This window comes from Paraburkholderia dilworthii (assembly GCF_000472525.1).
GTDB classification, from domain to species: domain Bacteria; phylum Pseudomonadota; class Gammaproteobacteria; order Burkholderiales; family Burkholderiaceae; genus Paraburkholderia; species Paraburkholderia dilworthii.
On record NZ_AWZT01000028.1, the window covers coordinates 1 to 18,285 of the forward strand.

Here is an 18,285-nt window from a genome sequence, read left to right on the forward strand (position 1 = left end):
AGCCGTCCGAGCTTCTCGGTCCCGCGCAGGCGCGTGGCCACGAAGACCGGCTGCCCGTAGTGTTGCGGCAGCGCGTCACCGGTCACCTCCAGCGCGCGGGTCTGCGTGTTCCAGGCCATCAGTGAACCTCCATCAGAAAATGCCACGCGTGCCGCGCGGCAATGTCTGACCCTGCGGATTGAGCGTGGCTTCAGGGTCGGAAAAGAATCGTGCAACCCTCAGCGAGGGCAGCAGCGTCACATACTTGCGATTCACGCATTCGAGCAGGTGCTGCGTGAACGCCCCGGTCATGCGGTCGATGCGCATCTGCGAACGTGCAGCCGTCAGGGCGAACGTCTGAAGCAGACGTTCGACGTATGCACCCTGCGCGCCGAGCCGGCGCGCGATTTTAGGATGCTCGCAGGCAAATTCCTGAAATAGTTCGTGTATGCAAAGTAACTCCCGCTGAGAGTACCCGGACAATTCTGGATGCATGCTTCCCATCCTGATCGTTCGTTATGCAGACTGATTCGCTACGGGAAAAATACCTGCATGCGACCAGAGGCAGCTGACGTGCATGACCGGACGGATTCCAAGCGGCCCCATCCGGTCTGCAACGGCGAGTAAACTAGCGCCGGATCAGCGCGGGCGGTTTGAGCGGATGGCTGACTGTTAGCCGAAAACAACGCTTTCACGCAAATCGGATTTGTCTTATCGAGCGTTAATGCGGACATGAGGTAGCCGGCAACGGAAAGCGGAAACACCGGCGCTATCCGTTGCGCGACGATAAACGTGTCGAACATGCGAGGAAACGGTCTGCGCCGGTACTATCCAACGCAAGCTGCACATGCAGCAGTCCTCAACATTAGGAATTCGTATCGAAGGCGCGACCACGACGACCGCGCGCTCCGCTACGCGAACGAACCGGCCGCGGCGCCGCTGCGGGTCATCGCACAGCCTGCGCAGAGCGGCCAGATTGTCCCGGAGTGCCGCAATCAATCAATGCGTGATCCACCGGACGCCGCCGCATCCCGCCTGCCGGTCGACCAGTTCCGCCAGAGGAGCACGCCTACTGAACAGCAGGAGGCCCCCCAAGCTCCTCAAACCGACCGAGTCGCCGCCCGATTCCCCGCACGCATGAACGAACTGCGTTCAACGATCGCGCCGAACAGCAGCCCGATCGTCGTCCACATGATCGCCTGCATACCGAGCGCCGCCACGCGAAACTTCCACAGCAGCGCTGCAGGAAAACCGTCGGGCAACTCGTCGACCACCGGCATCGACATCTGCACAGCAGCAATGATTGCGATGAACACAAGTCCGGCCACGATCGAGCCGTTCCATGCGCCAAGTTTCATCGCCGCGCGGCGGCGAATCTTCAGCGAAAAAACCAGCGCCGTCAGAGAGATTGCGATCATCAGGAAGAACAGACCGGTACGCGTTCCAATCGTCTCCGGGTCGCCGACCGCGGGCGGATTCGCCGGGTACTTGATGTTCGGAACGATCACGAGTGCGACGAAAGCGCCAAGCGCGAGCCACGCCGACAACGCGCGCGCGCTCATCGCGCCCACTCGCCCGTATGCGTAGGCGAACACGAGCGAGAACAGTCCGCCGAACGCTGCGCCATACGTCACCACGCCAGTCAACAGTCCCAATCCGGCTTGTGTATCCCGACTGACAAGCTCCTGCTCATGAGCGTGCTCGTGCTCGTGCTCGTGCGCATCCGCACCGGCATCCGCATGCCCATGCATCGCGCCGCCCGAGTCGCCGGCTTTCTCTTCGAACGCAATCGCCCGATTGACCTGCGGCTCGCCCACCACGCGGGCGAATGCGAACGTGAGCAACCCCGCGGCGATGCCTGCGAGCATCCCGCGCAACAACAACTTACCGACCATGTTCTGCTCCGTTAGTGGCAGGGAAAGCCGAGCAGATGGCGACCGTCGTGCACGAACTCATGCACGTACATGCCAGGCACCAGGGAAGTAGCGCCCTGCTCCGCGCCGACGAAGTACAGCGCGAGCAACAGCAACAATCCGCCGAACACGGCCCAAGGCAGTAGTTCACGCAGCGGAATCGGCGTGGGCTGGGCGGCAGGCTGGCCGGCGGGATCGAAAACAGCTTCAGTCATGATGGACATCTCCTGGGGTAACGCGCCCCGTAGTCGATTGCAGAGGAATGGTGCGAAGCTCAGGTCTGGCTTTCGGCTTACGATGCCGATTACAGTGGCGCGACCGCGCCGGGCTCTCACCGGCTTCCGCGCTTCGCAGTGCGGCTATTCTACGCGCTAAACTTTCGCGCCAGCTATCGCAGACAGACACAAGCGCGTATTCACGGAAACTGAACAATGAACCGACGGCTGCTGCTGATCAGTCATGCACCGACCGCGGCCATGCGCGCCGGCCGCTTTCCCGCCGACGATCCGCTCGACGCTCGCGGCCTCGGTGAAGCGCAAGCCGCACGCACACGCATCTCGATTGCCGACGATGTAACCGCGTTCGTGAGCCCGGCCGTCTGCGCGCGCGAAACGGCCGTGGCACTCGGTCTTGCAGCGAAGGTGGACCCAGCGCTCGCGGACGTCGACTACGGCGAATGGCGCGGCCAACGACTGCACGATCTCGCCGCACAAACACCGGACGGGCTGACGGCCTGGACGCGTGACCCCCACGCCGCGCCTCACGGCGGCGAGTCGTTCACTCAGGTGATAAAGCGGATCGGCGAATGGCTCAGCGCATTAAACGTTGCGCCGGACCCCGCGTTAGGCCATGTGCGCAATGTCGTCGCCATCACGCATGCGCCGCTGGTCCGCGCGGCGATCGTGCATGTGTTGGGCGCGTCGCCCGAGATTTTTCCGCGCATTGAAATCGCACCGCTCGCCGTCGTCGAATTGCAGCACTCGCGACAGCGCGGCTGGACATGGAACCCGGCGCCATCGTAAGTCTGATTGGACCAACATCATTTGCCGGATACAGACAGACGTAACTTGCCCGAACCCGCAGATGTCAGCGTGATTTGTGTGCGCCTAGCCGGCGCCCCAAGATAAAAGTGCTGACGTCCCGGCGAATTCACATCGTGCGTCGCATCCGGCAGGCACGAAGCAATGTCAGCGGCGACGGCCTGCAACGCATCGGCAGTCGAGCCCGAATCGCGGTGCGGTGTCCACACGCACTGATAACTGCCGCGCGCCGCCGAGCATTGCGCGTCGTCGCCATAGGGCTGAGCGACGCCTTTGCCGTCGTCGGCGGTAAGCGCAGCGAGCCCGTCCGGCGCAGCCGCCACGATGCGTTTCAACGATGAGCAAGGGCTCGGCGAATCGTCGGCATTCGCGGCGCACGGCGTGAGGGCGCCGGCCGACGCAATAGCAAGCACGATGACGAGTAGCTTGTTGGCTTTCATATCGGCGCACGTCCTTGAAGATAACTCGCGTGTTCCAGCGAGAGCACGCTTCATGCCGTTGCGGGTTGGCCAAACGAAAGTGTCCGCAAATAGGCATGCAACTTGCATCCTGGCGATACCGGCTGAGCGCTCCTCGGTCCATTCATTGATGCCATAACCACGCCATGTCAAAAGACGCTGCGAATCACACGCCTCACCGCCTTTCCTGGGGCATCGACGGAATCGACGACGCCCTCGGAGGAGGTCTTACCCCGCACCGCATGTACCTTGTGGAAGGTGCGCCCGGTACGGGTAAAACCACCCTGGCATTGCAATTTTTACTTAAGGGCGTGGAAGAAGGTCAGGTAGGTCTGTACATTACGCTGTCCGAGACGCGCTCCGAGCTAATATCGGTAGCCGACAGCCACGGCTGGGACCTGAGCCGGTTTCACATTCTCGAATTGCTTTCTGACGAAGGTCTCGATCCGCAGTTCGAGCAAACCGTACTGCACCCGGCCGAAGTCGAACTCGGCGAAACCGTGCGAAACGTGATCCAGCAGGTCGAAGAGATCAAACCTGCACGAATCGTACTGGACAGTCTTTCGGAACTGCGACTGCTGTCGCAGAACGCGCTGCGCTACCGGCGGCAGATTCTCGCGTTAAAGCGCTACTTCGCCACGCGCGCCTGCACGGTGCTGCTGCTCGACGACAACAAGTCCGACCCCGGCGACGTGCAGTTGCACAGCATCGCTCACGGCGTGATCGCGCTCGATAACGTCGTACACGACTACGGAGGCAACCGGCGACGCCTGCGCGTCGCAAAGATGCGCGGCATCAAGTTCCGCGAGGGATACCACGACTTCACGCTCGACACGGGCGGCATCCACGTATATCCACGCCTCGTCGCGGCCGAGCATCACACGTCATTCGACGCACACGTGGTGAGCACCGGCACAACGGGCCTCGACACGCTGCTCGGCGGAGGCCTCATACCCGGCACCAATGCGCTGCTGATCGGCCCGTCGGGCGTCGGCAAAACCACCACCGTGGTCTCGTGCCTGATCGCGGCTCTTCAACGTGGCGAACGCTGCGTCTACTACGTGTTCGACGAAACGCTCGTCACGCTGATAGCGCGCTGCGCGACGGTCGGCATGAACCTGCAACCCTACGTCGAAAGCGGATTGTTGACGCTGCGTCAGATCGATCCCGCCGAGATCTCTCCCGGCGAATTCGCGAGCGACGTTCGCCTTTCCGTCGAGAAAAGGGGCGTCAAATACGTCGCGATCGACAGTCTGAACGCGTACCTGCAAGCAATGCCCGGCGAGCGCTATCTGCTGTTGCAAATGCATGAACTGCTCGGTTATCTCAACCAGCAAGGCATCATCACAATGCTCGTGCTTGGGCAGCACGGAATTATCGGCGAGATACAGAACGATATCGACATCAGCTATCTGAGCGACGTGGTGGTGCTGTTCCGCTACTTCGAACACCACGGCGAAGTGCTGACCGCCGTGACCGCCGTGAAGAGCCGCGCCAGCGCCCATGAACGCTCGATCCGCCAGTTCCGGCTTACGAAGAAAGGCGTCGAGGTGGGCGAAGCGCTGCGCGACTTCGAAGGCGTGCTCTCAGGACTGCCGTCCTACCGTGGCAGCACGGCGCTACTTGGCACGACGGAGCACGTCATCGACACGTCGCGGCAGTAAGGTCATGGAGCAACGCGTCCTGATTCTCGCGCCGTTTGGCCGCGACGCCGATGTCATTGCCGAAGTCCTGCACAAGGATCACCGCGTATGCGTGCCCTGCCGCGACGCGGACGCGCTCACCGAGGCTCTGGACGCCGGCGCGGGCAGCGCGCTCATCGCCGAAGAAGCGCTCGCCGGCGAACACGCGACGCGTCTGTTCCATTGGCTCGAACAGCAGCCGGCGTGGTCGGACTTTCCCTTCATTCTGCTCGCGGCCACGCGCGTGGGGCATCGCTCGGCGCGCGGCATCGAAGTGCTGGAACGCTTGGGCAATGTGGTCGTGCTCGAACGTCCGCTGAACTCCGAGACGCTGCGGCGCGCAGTGGCCTCTGCGCTGCGGGCACGCGCGCGGCAATATGAATCGCGCCGCCATCTGGCCGAGCGGATCGAAGCTCAGGAAGCGTTGGTGCAACTCAACGACTCGCTCGAAAGCCGCATTGCCGAACGCACGCATGAACTGGCTTCAGCGAACAACCGGCTGATGATGGAAATTCACGAGCGCGCCAAAGTGCAGGCCGTGCTCGTGCAATCGCAGAAAATGGAAGCGCTCGGGCAGCTCACCGGCGGCATCGCGCACGACTTCAACAATCTGTTGAACGTCATCATGGTCAACTCGGAACTGATCGCCCGAGTGAGCGGCGACGAGCGCATTCGCAGCATGGCCGCGACGGTCAAGCGCGCAACCGAACGCGGCGCGAAGCTGACCGGCCAGCTGCTGACGTTCTCGCGCAACAGCAACCTCGACCTCAAAGCGGTCGACGTGGTCGCGCTGCTGCAAGGCATGCGCGACATCATTACCGTGTCGCTCGGATCGGGCATCGGCTACAGCAACGAGTTCGAAGGCGACGAGATGTGGACGCAGGCCGACGCGAATCAGCTGGAACTCGCCGTGCTCAATCTCGCGATCAACGCGCGCGACGCAATGCCTGGCGGCGGCCAGCTCAGTATCCGCGTGAAGCAGCGTACTGCGCCTGATCAGACACTTGCCGAGGGCCGCTATGTCGTCATCGAAGTCACCGATACGGGTTCGGGCATACCGCCCGACATCGTGTCGCGCGTGTTCGATCCGTTCTTCACGACCAAGCCGATCGGCAAAGGGACGGGGCTCGGCTTAAGCCAGGTCTACGGCATCGCGCGGCAAGCCGGCGGCACGGCGCGGCTCTTCAGCGAGGAAGGCGCCGGCACGACTGTGGAAGTCTGGTTGCCGCTGCGCGACCGCGTCGCGCCGCAAACTGCCGAGACCTCGGATATCGAAGCGAATGCCGTGGGCGAAAAGCGCGTGCTCGTGATCGAGGACGACAGCGAAGTGCGGGCCATGCTCGTGGAGTCGCTGAAAATGCTCGGCTACAACGTGACCGAAGCCGCCGACGGACGAGCCGGACTGAACCGCCTGCAAGACGATAACCCCGACCTGCTGATGGTCGACTTCGCGATGCCCGGCATGAACGGCATCGACGTGATTGCAGAGGCACGCAAGATGCGCAGCGATTTGCCGGTGATCCTCGCAACCGGTTACGCCGACATCGACATTTCCGGTCTCGCGGTGGAACGCTGCACCGTACTGCGCAAACCTTTCCAGCTCGACGACCTGGCGCGAACGATCCGGCTCGGGTTGATCGTGTGAAACGCTTGCATCGGCTTGCCGCGAAAATTTCCAATTCGATAGTTTGCTAACGATTGTTTTGGAAATACAATACCGGCCATGACGAATCTCGACGCCTTACGCCGCAAAGTGAGCAGCACGCTCGTGATCGCTGCCAGAAAGTGGCGGCGCACGAGTCATGGCGTGCTGTCCGCGTTCAACGTCTCGGAGGCCTGCGCTACGCCGCTGCTTAGCGCGAGCCGGCTCGGCGAGGCGGTGCGCCAGGTCACGCTGGCCGATTACATCGGCATCGAGGGCCCTTCGCTCGTGCGCCTGCTCGATCAGCTTTGCGCCGCGGGGCTGATGCGTCGCGACGAAGATCCCGAAGACCGGCGCGCGAAAACCGTGGTGTTGACGAAAGCAGGCCGCGCCGTGACGGAGAAAATGGAAGAGGAACTGGTCACACTGCGCGCACAAGCGTTAAAAGGCATTTCACGCAGCGATCTCGAAGCCACCTTGCGCGTGCTTGCGGCGTTCACAGCCGATTCCGCGGAAGAGTCCGAAACCGCCAGTGCCGCAAAGGCGACGAGATCCGCCAGCGCGGCCAAAAGCACAACTCACACCACCAGTACAAGCAGTACAGCCAGCACAAGCCGCACGACCCGCACAACCGCGCCGCGCAACGTCAAGGGATCGGCGTAACGCGTCATGATCTACCCCTCCGTTCGCGACTGGCTTTTCTCGGTCAAGACTTTCGCCGCCGCGATGATCGCGCTGTACATCGGTCTTGCGCTCCAGTTGCCACGACCCTACTGGGCAATGGCGACGGTCTACATCGTGTCTAATCCGTTCGTCGGCGCAACACGGTCGAAGGCCATCTATCGGGCGCTCGGCACAGTGCTCGGCGCGTCGGGTGCTGTGCTGCTCGTGCCGCCCTTCGTCGAATCGCCATATCTGTTCAGCGTGATCCTCGCGCTATGGGTCGGCACGCTGCTATATCTCGCCGTGTCGGACCGCACCGCGCGCAGCTATGTATTCCTGCTCGCGAGCTATACGATGCCGATCATCGCGCTGCCCGCGGTCACGAATCCAGCGGGCGTATTCGATCTCGCCGTTAGCCGCACTGAAGAGATCACGCTCGGCATCGTCTGCGCGAGCATTGTGGGCAGCGTGCTGTTTCCGAGCCGGCTCGCGCCGACTATCATCGAGCGTACCGATGCATGGTTTCGCGACGCCGCCTTCTACGCAACTGAAACGCTGTCGGGCCGCATCGCAGGAGCGGCGATTTCAGGCGCGCGGCAACGGCTCGCGGCCACCATCAACAATCTGGAATTGCTGCTGAGTCAGCTCGCTTACGACCACACACGTCCTGACATCCTTACGCGCGCGCATGAACTTCGCGGGCGCATGCAGTTGCTGCTGCCGCTCATGTCGGCGCTCGCCGATCCGCTGATTGCGCTATACAACAGCGGCAGCGACAAGTGGCCGGCGGGTCTCGACGCACTGCTTGCCGACATCGTCAAATGGTTCAATGCGACGCTGCCCGCGGCGAGCGAGGGCAATCATCCCGACCCGGCCGCGAACGCGCTGCGCGAGCGCATTGCCGCAATGCAGCCGCCGCCCGCCGCGCTCACTAGCTGGGACGGCGCATTGCTGTCCAGCGCCTTATGGCGCATGAAACAGGTGATCGACGTATGGCAGGACTGCCGGTCGCTACGCATCATCATCACGCGAGAAGAAGGCTTCTGGCGTCCGCGTTTTCGTCATTGGCGGCTCGGCGGCACCGAGCGCTTTTACGATCGCGGCATGATGCTGTTCTCCACCGGCTCCACCGCCGCGGCTGTGATTCTCGCGTGCAGTCTGTGGATCGGCTCGGGTTGGGCGGACGGCGCGAGCGCCGTGACGCTCGCCGCAGTGGCCTGCTGTTTCTTCGCCGCACTCGACGAACCGGCGCCAATGGTGTTCCGCTTTTTTGTCGCGACGGCTATCAGCGTGGTCGCCGCGGGCGTCTATCTCTTTGCCGTATTGCCGCACGTGCATGACTTTCCGATGCTCGTGATCCTGTTCGCCGCGCCGTTCATTCTCGTGGGCACGCTGATTCCGCGCCCGCAGTTCAATATGGTGACGGTGCTCGTCGCCGTGAACACCGCCACGTTCATCAGCATTCAGGACGCGTACGACGCCAACTTCCTGATCTTCCTGAACAGCAATCTCGCGGGCCTCGCGGGGCTGCTCTACGCCTACCTGTGGACGCGCGTCACGCGCCCGTTCGGCGCCGAGCTTGCAGCGGCTCGCCTGCTGCGCTCGAGTTGGACCGACGTCGCATTGACCGCATCCACGCGGCCTATTGAAGATCCGCGCAATCACGCGGCCCGCATGCTCGACCGTTTGATGCAATTGATACCGCGGCTGGCCGCGACCGACGACCATCGTCATCCTTCCATCGAAAGCTTCCGCGATCTGCGCATTGCATTCAATTCACTCGACCTGCGCCGCCTCACGCACAAGCTCGGCGGGGAAGCATCTGCCGCGATCGACCACGTGCTCGACGGCGTACGCGCCTATTACGAAAGCTGCGCGAATCGTCATGCGCGCGAACCGGTGCCTGACAGCCTGATGTCGTCGATCGATTCGGCCGTTACGCGCGTCACCGCACAAGGGCTCGCCAATGCAGGCGCACCCGACGCGACGTCGCAGACTTCGGCACGCCACTTGCGCGACGCGCTGCATGCGCTTGTCGGCTTGCGTCTTTCACTATTTCCGGCCACGCTGCAAACACCCACGCCGCCCGCATCGGAGGCCAATGCGTGATGCCTCGCTCAACACCTTTGCTCCCTTGCCGCGATGATCGGTGAAATAGATATCTTCGGCGTGTTCGTGCCGGCCGTGCTCGTGCTTATGTTGGTCGCCTATCTGATCAACCTGGCGATTCGCACGATGCTCGCGCGCGTCGGCTTTTACCGCTTCGTATGGCATCGCCCGATTTTCGACCTCGGCATCTATGTGCTGGTGCTGGGCCTTGTCGTCGTCGTTTCGCACAGACTCGTTTCGTGAAATCAACGTGAAAAAAACCTGGTTCTCCGTCGGTCAAATCCTGCTGACCCTGATCGTCGTCGTGGTCGCGGCACTCGTGCTGTGGAAGCTGATCGGCTACTACATGTTCGCGCCGTGGACTCGCGACGGGCACGTGCGCGCCGACGTGATCCAGGTTGCGCCAGATGTCTCCGGGCTGATTTCATCCGTCGACGTGGTGGACAACCAGCAGGTCAGGCAAGGCCAGGTGCTGTTCGTCATCGATCAGGCGCGTTATACGCTCGCGCTGCGCCAGGCTGAGGCCACCGCGCAGCAACGCCGCGCGACGCTCGATCAGGCGCGCCGTGAGGACGTGCGCAATCGCAAGCTCGGTAATCTGGTCGCCGCCGAAGTCGCGGAAGAAAGCCGCTCGCGCGTCGAGCAGGCGGAAGCCGCGCTCGCCGATGCGAACGTCGCGATCGACACCGCCAAGCTGAACCTGCAACGCGCGACGATCGTGAGCCCTGTCGACGGCTATCTGAACGATCGCGCGCCGCGTGCCGGCGAATTCGTCGCTGCCGGGCGCGCGGTGCTCTCGGTTGTCGATATGCATTCATTTCGCGTCGACGGGTACTTCGAGGAAACGAAACTGGGCGGTATCAACATCGGTCAGCCAGTCGACATCGACGTGATGGGCGAGCCGCATTTGCTGCGTGGCCATGTGCAAAGCATCGTCGCGGGCATCGAAGATCGCGACCGTACGCAAGGCTCGAATCTGCTGCCGAACGTGAACCCCGCCTTCAGTTGGGTGCGGCTCGCGCAGCGCATTCCGGTGCGCGTCGCGCTCGATGAAGTGCCCGCCGATTTCCGCATGATCGCAGGACGCACCGCTACCGTGTCGGTGCGCGATATATCGAATGTTCGCGCTTCGCGTGCGGCGGGTGCTTCGAGCGCATCCGCTACGCAGCCTGCGTCTGCCGCGGTCACTTCGGGCGCCTCGCAATGAAACTGTCGCGCACCGTGCCGTTTCTGCGCTCGCTTGGGCTGCAGCGGCTGCAACTGCGGCGGCTGCCGCTGTTGCCGCTGTTGCCACTGTTACCTCTCACGGCGACGCTCAACGGCTGCATGAATGTCGGCCCCAACTACGCCCTGCCGAAAGATGCACTCGTCAACGCGCCGCTCGCGAATGCGCCGATCGAGGGCGCCGACACGTCGCTCACCTCACGCGGCAACGTACCGGCTGTGTGGTGGAAGCTATACGACGATCCCGTGCTCAACGGTCTCGTCGACGAAGCGCTGCAATCCAATACCGACTTGCGCGTCGCCGCCGCGAATCTCGCGCGCTCGCGCGAAGCATTGGGTGTCGCGCAGGCGCAAGGCGGCTTTTCCGGCAAGAGCTCGGCAGTGATTCAACGCGCGCAGGAATCGGCCGAGCAATACTTGCTGACCGAGAAACTGCCGGTCGTGAATGAAGGCGACATCGGCATCAGCGTCGCGTACGAGATCGATCTGTTCGGCAAGCTGCGGCGCGGCGTGGAAGCGGCGCAAGCCGACGCCGAGGCCGTGCAGGCCGCGGGCGATCTCGCGCGAATCACGGTGGTCGCCGACGTGGTGCGGGCTTATGTCGAACAATGCTCGGCTGCCGAGGAATTGAAAATCGCGCAGGAGTCGCTCGCGTTGCAGAGACAGCGCGTGGATGTATCGCGCCGTTTGCGCGATGTGGGCCGCGGCAATCAGACGGAAGTCACGCGCGGCCAGACTCAGGTCGACACGTTATCCGCGGATATTCCGCGCTACACGGCGCGGCGCAAGATCGCGCAATACCGGCTCGCGGCTTTGCTCGCGCGAGCGCCGTCCGACCTGCCGCCCGCTGTTCTCGCTTGCGAAAAACTGCCGCAGATTCGCCAGCCGATTCCGGTCGGCGACGGCGCCGCGCTGCTCAAGCGCCGGCCCGATGTGCGCGAGGCCGAGCGCCAGTTGGCGGCATCCACGGCGCGTATCGGCGTTGCCACCGGCGCGCTGTATCCCACCGTGAGCATCGGCGCGTCGGCGGGTTTGACGGGCGTTCTCGAAGATCTCGGCACATCGCCCACCGCGCGCTGGGGCTTCGGTCCGCTGATCAGCTGGACGTTCCCGGCGAACGGCGCGCGTGGCCGCGTGCGTGAGGCGCAGGCATCGAGCCAGGTTGCGCTTGCCCGCTTCGACGGCGTGGTGCTGACCGCATTGCGCGAAACCGAGACCAGTCTCGCCACGTATGCATCCGACTACGCCCGTGCGGAGGCATTGCGCGCCGCGCTGAAATCGGCGGCGCAATCCGCTGACGAGACGCACCGGCTGTATCGCGCGGGCCGCGAGTCGTTCATTTCCGATCTGGATGCAACGCGTACGCTGACGTCGACGAAATCTCAGGTGGCTGTCGCCGAAGGCCAGGTGGCGATCGACCAGGTGAATCTGTTCCTGGCTCTCGGCGGCGGCTGGGAGGCGGTGCAGCAAACGGCGCCGGGGGTGTCGACATCGTCGGCGGCGACGCCCGCAAAAACACAACCGGTAACGCCCGCGACAAAAGCCCGGTAACGTCGGCCCACAAGCTTACGATTTATTTTTGGCGAGATTTCTTTTGCCTTTCATTTGCGGTTAAATACGTTCCACCAACCACACGTTGCGAGGCCAAAGTATGTCGTCGTTCATGAAAAGCGCAGCAGCATTGGGCGGATGCATCGGCATCTTCACGGCCGTGGTGGCCGTGGTCGAGATGCTGGCAGGCTGAAGTCCATTGCTCGTGAAGCGCCGGCTGCGTCACGCAGGCCGGCGCTTCGCCGCTTGATGAATCGCGGCCCGCACACGGGGATAAGTACCGCAACGGCACACGATATTGCTCATCGCCGCGTCGATGTCGGCATCGGTCGGATTGGGCTTCTGTTTGAGCAGCGCACAGGCGGCCATCAGTTGCGCGCTTTGGCAATAGCCGCACTGCACTACATCGAGGTCTATCCACGCGGCCTTCAGTGCTTGCGCCTCGTGGCCCTGCATTCCTTCGATGGTCGTTATTTTCTGCGTATTCAAATTCGACATGGGCGTCTGGCATGACAGGCACGGCTTGTCGTTCAGATGCACCGTGCACGCCCCGCAAATTCCGACACCGCAGCCGAACTTGGTGCCCGTCATGCCGAGTTCGCAACGCAGTACCCACAACAGCGGCATATCGGGCTCCGCTTGTACCGCCACCGCGCGGCCGTTGATGTTCAGCGATCGCATGCGTATCTCCCGCTTACGTGAACTTCAAAGGCAACGTGCGCAGCCGTTTGCCCGTCAATGCGAATACCGCGTTGGCAACCGCGGGCGCAATCGGCGGCACACCGGGTTCGCCGACACCTTGCGGATGCGACCGGCTCGGCATGATGTCCGTTTCAATCACCGGGCAATCGTTGATCCGCACAACCGGAAAGTCGACGAAGTTCTTTTGTTCGACCTGTCCGTTGACGATCGTTATCTCGTCCTGCAACGCGGCCGAGAGGCCGAATACGATTCCGCTCTCCATCTGCTGGCGAATCAGATTCGGATTCACCGGCAAGCCGCAATCGATCACGCAGACCACGCGATGCACACGAATCCGCCTGTGCGGCCCAATCGATACTTCCGCGACTTGCGCCACCACACTGCCAAACGCCTCGTGAAGCGCGACGCCACGCGCACGCGGTGCGCCATCGGCGGTAGGGGTCACCGGCTGTTGCCAACCGGATAGCGCGGCAACACGCTGCAACACCGCCAGATGCCGCGGATGCTCCGCAAGCAGCGCGGCGCGAAACGCGATGGGATCCTCGCCCGCGGCGGCGGCGAGTTCATCGGTAAAGCTCTCGGTGAAAAAGGCTTGATGCGAGTGCCCGACCGAGCGCCAGAAGCCGACCGGCACCGGCAATTCCACGATCTTGTGCGCGACGCGGACGACAGGCCACTCGTATGGCTGATCGAATGCGCCTTCGGAAGTGGTTTTGTCGATCGGAATGCGCGGCGCGCCGTAGTAACGCGCGAGCGCTTCGGGCACGATCGCCTGACTCGCGGATGCGCTGTGCCACGCAATCAGTTTGCCGTTGCTGTCCAGGCCGGCCCTCAACCGCGACACGCATGCCGGTCGATAGAAATCATGCGTGAAGTCCTGCGCGCGCGACCATAGCGTTTGCACCGGGCGGCCATCCGCTTCGCGCGCAATCATCGCGGCCTGCGCGATGTAATCGAGTTCGAGACGCCGCCCGAATGCACCGCCGAGCAACTGCGCATGCACACGGACGCTGTCGTCGTCGATATGCAGCACCTTCGCCACATGATGCCGCGCGAGCGCGGGCACTTGCGTCGACACCCACACGGTCGCCGCGCCGTCCGCGACCTGCACCGTGCAATTGATCGGTTCCACCGCGCCATGCGCGAGATACGGCGCGTGATATTCGGCAACGACGGTGTGCGCCGCGCCGCTCAATGCGTCGTTGATGTCGCCGCGATGGTAGTACGCGTGGCCGTCGCCGTCGTCGAGTGCGAGCGCGAGGCGGCGCTCCACTTCCGCGCTCGATAGGGATGCCGCGGCGCCGTGCTGCCATGTCACGTTGACCGCGTCGACTGCGTTCATCGCGCGAAACGGGTTGTTAGCGATCACAGCGACGCCGCCCGTACCGCCGTTGTAGGGCGCGAAGGCGAGCGCCTTGATGAAGCCCGGCATTTTCTCTGCCGATGCCGCGTCGAAACGAGCGACCGTGCCGCCGAGCGTGGGGCACATCACGACGCTCGCGTAGAGCAGACCGTCCGGCAACGCGTCGATGCCAAAACGCGCGGTGCCATTGAGCTTCGACGCGGCTTCGATGCGACGCAGCGGCTTGCCGATCAGCTTGAAACTGGCGGGATCTTTTAACCTGACCTTGTCGGGCAAAGCTTGCTGCGCCGCCGTCGGCGACAACTCGCCGAAACTGGCCTTATGTCCCGACGGATGAGTCACGCAGCCGCCCTGCGCGTCACACTCGCCGGCTGGCACATGCCATTGCGCGGCGGCCGCTGCGATCAGCATTGCGCGCGCCGAGGCGCCGGCTTCGCGCATCGGCGTCCATAGGTCGTTGATGCTCGATGAACCGCCGGTCATCATCGTGCCGGCCTCGCGGACCAGTTTGCGTGTGTACCAAACGATCGTGCGCTTCGTGATGCTGTCGTGATCGGAACGAAACGGCAGATCGTCGATGACGCTCTGCACGCTGTTGTAGATGTTGTCGATCGGCGCGTCTTCCACTCGCACGCGCGACCAGTCGGCGTCCAGTTCCTCGGCAAGCAGCATGGCGAGGCCGGTGTGAACGCCCTGTCCCATTTCCGCTTTGCACATCATGATCGTGACGGTGTTGTCCGAGGCGATCTTGACCCAGCCGTTGAGTGCCGCTTGCGTGCCCTCGACGGGTAACGGCGCGGCAGTGGTGAAGCGCTGCCGCACGGGCAGCACGGACCAGCCGACCAGCAGAGCGCCGAGCGCGCCTGCGCCGCCCACAAGGAAGGTTCTGCGCTTCATGACGATTGGCCTATCCGCTTGCCGCCGGTAACAAGCTGTGAGGGCGCCGATTCGCGCCCTGCGTTCCCACGCAATAGTAGTAAGACGGGAGAGCGGGCGCGAACTTAAATTCGTCGGATGAAGCGATGCGCGCGCGGGGATCAGCGCGTTTGGTCAGGCGCGGGGCTCAGCGGGATCCGTGGGGTGTTTCATTAAATGTTGGGGACGTGGGGCGGGACCGCCCCACGTGCTCAATAACCTCACCGCCTGTTCGACCCCGACACCACATCGATCCACACGGCCAGCACGAGGATGCTGCCTTTCACGATCATCTGCCAATAGGCGTCGACATCCAGCATCGACATGCCGTTGTCGAGGCTCGCCATCACGAGTGCGCCGATCAGCGCGCCGTAGACCGTGCCCGAGCCGCCGCGCATCGACGTGCCGCCGATAAAGCACGCGGCAATCGCGTCGAGTTCGCCCATCGAGCCCGCCGACGGCGAGCCCGCGGCAAGCCGCGCCGTATTCACCACGCCAGCGAACGCGCACATCAGGCCCATCAACGCGAAAATGGCGAGCTTCACGCGATTCGTGTTCACGCCAGAAAGGCGCGTCGCTTCGAGGTTCGAACCGACCGCGTAAATGCGCCGTCCGAATACCGTCTGCGTGGCAATCCACGTGAAAATGCCGAGTAGCGCGAGCAGTAGCAGGACCGGCACCGGAATGCCGCCGTAACGATCGAGCGTCGCAACGAAGCCAGCCAGAATCGCACCTGCACCGACCACCTTCGCGACGTCCTGCCAGACCGGCACCACACTCAACTGGTAGCGCTCGCGATTGCGGCGCTGCCGTATCGTCAGAAACGCGAGCAGTACAAAAAGCACGACGGCGAGCGTATCGCCCGCAAGCTTCGGCAGATAGCCCTGTCCCACGAATACGAAGCTGTCGGATACCGGCGCAATCGTCGAACCGCCCGTCACGCCGAGCAGAATCCCGCGATACGCGAGCATGCCGCCCAGGCCGACAATGAACGAAGGCACGCGCCGGTATGTGGACCACCATCCGTTGAAAACGCCGATGAGCACGCCAAGCAGCATCACCACCGGCAATGTGACGCCTATCGGCCAATGGCGGTTCACGTCGAGTATCGCGGCCACGCCGCCGAGCAAACCGAGCAGCGATCCGACCGATAGGTCGATCTCGCCCGCGATGATCACGAACACCATCCCGCAGGCGAGCATGCCGGTTATCGACATCTGTCGCAGCAGATTTGACAGATTGCGCGGCGTCATGAACGCGCCATGCGTGAGAACCGAAAAGAAAATCCAGATCGCGGCCACGGCAATCAGCAACGCAAGAATCTTGTAACGCGCGAACAGTTGCTGAATGCGCTGTGGACCGCCGAATGCGCCTCGCGGTGCGGTATCGTCGGCGCGTTGTGAAGTAACGTCGGGCGTCATGCGGCACTCGCTACGGTTGGGTTCGGAACACGCTGCACGGGGCGGATTGCGGCGCTGAGGATGTCTTCCTGCGTGAGGCCGTCGTTGACGAAATCGCCACGCAATTCGCCCTCGCCGATCACCAGCACGCGATCGCTAATACCCAGTACTTCCGGCAATTCGGACGACACCATCACGATCGACATGCCGCGTTGCGCAAGCTGAAAAATAAGTTTGTAGATTTCGAACTTAGCGCCGACGTCGACGCCGCGCGTGGGTTCGTCGAGGATCAATACTTTCGGGTCGGTCAGGAGCATTCGCGTGAGCACGGCCTTCTGCTGGTTGCCGCCCGAAAGACTCGCGATCGACAGCATCGGATGCGCGGCCCGCACCGAAAGCCGCTTCATTTCGGTGTGAATCGTGTCGAGTTCGGCGGCTGAATCGATACGCCCGCCCGAAGCAAAGCGCTGCAATACTGCAAGCGTAATGTTGTGGCCAACGCTCAAACCAGGCACGATGCCGTGGCGCTTGCGATCCTCAGGCACCATGCCGATGCCCGCGCGAATCGCATCGATAGGCGCGCGAATCTTCACGGGTTTGCCTTCCATCACAACCGTCGCATCGCTTGAGCCGGGATAGGCGCCGAAGATCGCCTGCATCAATTCCGTGCGCCCAGCGCCGACCAGACCGGCCACGCCGAGAATCTCGCCGCGCCGCAATGCGAACGACACATCGCTCACGCGCTTGCGGCGCGGATTCGTCACGTCGAAACACGTCACATTGCGCGCCTCGAAAATTACATCGCCGATCGGATGGGGCTCGCGGGGAAACAGGTTCTTTATCTCGCGGCCAACCATCAACGAGATGATGCGGTCTGTAGTAAGCGCACGCATCGGCTCGGTGGCGACATGCCGGCCGTCGCGAATCACGCTGATCGTGTCGCAAACCGCGGCGACCTCGTCGAGCTTGTGCGAGATGTAGACGCAGGCCACGCCGCGCCGCTTCAAATCCCGCACGATGTCGAGCAGAATCGCAATCTCGGTCGAAGTCAGCGACGACGACGGTTCATCGAGAATCAGCAGCTTCGCCTGCTTGTTCAGCGCCTTGGCAATTTCGATCAATTGCTGATGGCCGCCGCCATAATTCATGACAGGTTGCGCTGCGTTGATTCCGCTAATGCCGAGTTCGCGCAGCAATTCGTCGGCGCGCCGGTACATCGCCGCGTAGTTCATACGGCCGCCCGGCAGCGTGATTTCATTGCCGAGAAAGATGTTCTCCGCTACCGACAACTCGGGCACCAGCATCAGTTCCTGGTGAATGATGATGATGCCGGCGCGTTCGGTGTCGCGTATGCTCGTTGCCTTGAGCGGCTTGCCTTCCCAGGTTATTTCGCCGTCCCAGGTACCGTGCGGATATACGCCGGACAATACTTTCATCAGCGTGGATTTGCCTGCGCCGTTTTCGCCGCATAAGCCGACGCACTCGCCCGGCGCGACCGTCAGGTCGATGCCGTCGAGTGCTTTCACGCCTGAAAACGCTTTGACGATGCCACGCATCGTCAGTAACGGTTGCGTCATTCCCTATGCCTCGCTGCAAGGCGCGCGTTCACGCCGATACCTTCCACATGTATCAGCGCAAACCGCG

Annotated in this window: 16 protein-coding genes and 1 riboswitch; of the genes, 8 read left to right on the plus strand and 8 right to left on the minus strand. The window is 62.8% G+C overall.

Features of this window, described 5'->3' with window-relative positions; translation table 11 throughout:
* Positions 1–132: 132 nt before the first annotated feature.
* The 3 genes from F759_RS0122155 to F759_RS0122165 form a co-directional block, all read right to left on the minus strand.
* Positions 133–474 (minus strand): type VI secretion system baseplate subunit TssF, encoded by a 342-nt coding sequence (locus tag F759_RS0122155; protein WP_244438886.1) that lies wholly within the window; start codon positions 472–474, stop codon positions 133–135.
* 605 nt (positions 475–1,079) lie between these two features.
* Entirely contained in the window at positions 1,080–1,874 is a 795-nt protein-coding gene (locus F759_RS0122160) for a CbtA family protein (RefSeq protein ID WP_027801795.1), read from the minus strand.
* A gap of 11 nt (positions 1,875–1,885) precedes the next feature.
* The gene (locus tag F759_RS0122165; protein WP_027801796.1) at positions 1,886–2,107 is read right to left on the minus strand and encodes a CbtB domain-containing protein; all 222 of its coding nucleotides are present in this window, start codon (positions 2,105–2,107) and stop codon (positions 1,886–1,888) included.
* Positions 2,108–2,158: 51 nt separating this feature from the next.
* Positions 2,159–2,245: riboswitch (adenosylcobalamin (AdoCbl) riboswitch) on the minus strand.
* A gap of 78 nt (positions 2,246–2,323) precedes the next feature.
* On the opposite strand from F759_RS0122165, the gene F759_RS0122170 reads away from it, so the two are divergent.
* Positions 2,324–2,914 carry a histidine phosphatase family protein gene (locus tag F759_RS0122170; protein WP_027801797.1) on the plus strand — a complete coding sequence of 197 codons (591 nt, stop codon included), beginning with the start codon at positions 2,324–2,326 and terminating at the stop codon, positions 2,912–2,914.
* 17 nt (positions 2,915–2,931) lie between these two features.
* Here the strand turns inward: F759_RS0122170 and F759_RS0122175 are convergent, their stop codons facing one another.
* On the minus strand, positions 2,932–3,372 hold the full coding sequence (locus tag F759_RS0122175; RefSeq protein ID WP_027801798.1) for a hypothetical protein: 441 nt from the start codon (positions 3,370–3,372) through the stop codon (positions 2,932–2,934).
* Positions 3,373–3,536: 164 nt separating this feature from the next.
* Here F759_RS0122175 and F759_RS0122180 point away from each other — a divergent pair, with 164 nt between their 5' ends.
* The 7 genes from F759_RS0122180 to F759_RS0122210 all read left to right on the plus strand — a co-directional run bounded on the left by F759_RS0122180 (position 3,537) and on the right by F759_RS0122210 (position 12,261).
* Positions 3,537–5,054: an ATPase domain-containing protein gene (locus F759_RS0122180; RefSeq protein ID WP_027801799.1), complete on the plus strand. Its 1,518-nt coding sequence runs from the start codon at positions 3,537–3,539 to the stop codon at positions 5,052–5,054.
* Positions 5,055–5,058: 4 nt separating this feature from the next.
* Positions 5,059–6,717, plus strand: coding sequence for an ATP-binding protein (locus F759_RS0122185; RefSeq protein WP_027801800.1), 1,659 nt, complete (start codon positions 5,059–5,061; stop codon positions 6,715–6,717).
* A gap of 78 nt (positions 6,718–6,795) precedes the next feature.
* Positions 6,796–7,377, plus strand: coding sequence for a MarR family winged helix-turn-helix transcriptional regulator (locus tag F759_RS38245; protein ID WP_152530687.1), 582 nt, complete (start codon positions 6,796–6,798; stop codon positions 7,375–7,377).
* A 6-nt stretch (positions 7,378–7,383) separates the two neighbouring features.
* A complete protein-coding gene (locus tag F759_RS0122195; RefSeq protein ID WP_027801801.1) occupies positions 7,384–9,486 on the plus strand; it encodes an FUSC family protein in 2,103 nt (700 codons plus the stop codon).
* A 33-nt stretch (positions 9,487–9,519) separates the two neighbouring features.
* A complete protein-coding gene (locus tag F759_RS0122200) occupies positions 9,520–9,729 on the plus strand; it encodes a DUF1656 domain-containing protein (RefSeq protein ID WP_027801802.1) in 210 nt (69 codons plus the stop codon).
* 7 nt (positions 9,730–9,736) lie between these two features.
* Complete coding sequence (locus tag F759_RS0122205; protein WP_027801803.1) at positions 9,737–10,693, plus strand: efflux RND transporter periplasmic adaptor subunit; 957 nt, start codon at positions 9,737–9,739, stop codon at positions 10,691–10,693.
* Positions 10,690–12,261 (plus strand): efflux transporter outer membrane subunit, encoded by a 1,572-nt coding sequence (locus tag F759_RS0122210; protein WP_027801804.1) that lies wholly within the window; start codon positions 10,690–10,692, stop codon positions 12,259–12,261. The genes F759_RS0122205 and F759_RS0122210 overlap by 4 nt, the downstream gene beginning before the upstream one ends.
* 222 nt (positions 12,262–12,483) lie before the next feature.
* On the opposite strand, the gene F759_RS0122220 is transcribed toward F759_RS0122210, so the two are convergent.
* The 4 genes from F759_RS0122220 to xylG all read right to left on the minus strand — a co-directional run bounded on the left by F759_RS0122220 (position 12,484) and on the right by xylG (position 18,218).
* A complete protein-coding gene (locus F759_RS0122220) occupies positions 12,484–12,942 on the minus strand; it encodes a (2Fe-2S)-binding protein (protein WP_027801805.1) in 459 nt (152 codons plus the stop codon).
* Positions 12,943–12,955: 13 nt separating this feature from the next.
* Entirely contained in the window at positions 12,956–15,223 is a 2,268-nt protein-coding gene (locus tag F759_RS0122225; RefSeq protein ID WP_027801806.1) for a xanthine dehydrogenase family protein molybdopterin-binding subunit, read from the minus strand.
* Positions 15,224–15,462: 239 nt separating this feature from the next.
* Positions 15,463–16,662, minus strand: a complete 1,200-nt coding sequence (locus tag F759_RS0122230) for a sugar ABC transporter permease (protein ID WP_027801807.1) — start codon at positions 16,660–16,662, stop codon at positions 15,463–15,465.
* Positions 16,659–18,218 carry a D-xylose ABC transporter ATP-binding protein gene (gene xylG / locus F759_RS0122235; RefSeq protein WP_027801808.1) on the minus strand — a complete coding sequence of 520 codons (1,560 nt, stop codon included), beginning with the start codon at positions 18,216–18,218 and terminating at the stop codon, positions 16,659–16,661. Before xylG ends, F759_RS0122230 begins: the two co-directional genes overlap by 4 nt.
* Positions 18,219–18,285 lie beyond the last annotated feature (67 nt).

Excerpts from the sequence above, each read along its gene's own strand:
- F759_RS0122155 (WP_244438886.1), bottom strand. The coding sequence starts at position 474 with ATGCATCCAGAATTGTCCGGGTACTCTCAGCGGGAGTTACTTTGCATA.
- F759_RS0122160 (WP_027801795.1), bottom strand. The coding sequence starts at position 1,874 with ATGGTCGGTAAGTTGTTGTTGCGCGGGATGCTCGCAGGCATCGCCGCG.
- F759_RS0122165 (WP_027801796.1), bottom strand. The coding sequence starts at position 2,107 with ATGACTGAAGCTGTTTTCGATCCCGCCGGCCAGCCTGCCGCCCAGCCC.
- F759_RS0122170 (WP_027801797.1), top strand. The coding sequence starts at position 2,324 with ATGAACCGACGGCTGCTGCTGATCAGTCATGCACCGACCGCGGCCATG.
- F759_RS0122175 (WP_027801798.1), bottom strand. The coding sequence starts at position 3,372 with ATGAAAGCCAACAAGCTACTCGTCATCGTGCTTGCTATTGCGTCGGCC.
- F759_RS0122180 (WP_027801799.1), top strand. The coding sequence starts at position 3,537 with ATGTCAAAAGACGCTGCGAATCACACGCCTCACCGCCTTTCCTGGGGC.
- F759_RS0122185 (WP_027801800.1), top strand. The coding sequence starts at position 5,059 with ATGGAGCAACGCGTCCTGATTCTCGCGCCGTTTGGCCGCGACGCCGAT.
- F759_RS38245 (WP_152530687.1), top strand. The coding sequence starts at position 6,796 with ATGACGAATCTCGACGCCTTACGCCGCAAAGTGAGCAGCACGCTCGTG.
- F759_RS0122195 (WP_027801801.1), top strand. The coding sequence starts at position 7,384 with ATGATCTACCCCTCCGTTCGCGACTGGCTTTTCTCGGTCAAGACTTTC.
- F759_RS0122200 (WP_027801802.1), top strand. The coding sequence starts at position 9,520 with ATGATCGGTGAAATAGATATCTTCGGCGTGTTCGTGCCGGCCGTGCTC.
- F759_RS0122210 (WP_027801804.1), top strand. The coding sequence starts at position 10,690 with ATGAAACTGTCGCGCACCGTGCCGTTTCTGCGCTCGCTTGGGCTGCAG.
- F759_RS0122220 (WP_027801805.1), bottom strand. The coding sequence starts at position 12,942 with ATGCGATCGCTGAACATCAACGGCCGCGCGGTGGCGGTACAAGCGGAG.
- F759_RS0122225 (WP_027801806.1), bottom strand. The coding sequence starts at position 15,223 with ATGAAGCGCAGAACCTTCCTTGTGGGCGGCGCAGGCGCGCTCGGCGCT.
- F759_RS0122230 (WP_027801807.1), bottom strand. The coding sequence starts at position 16,662 with ATGACGCCCGACGTTACTTCACAACGCGCCGACGATACCGCACCGCGA.
- xylG (WP_027801808.1), bottom strand. The coding sequence starts at position 18,218 with ATGACGCAACCGTTACTGACGATGCGTGGCATCGTCAAAGCGTTTTCA.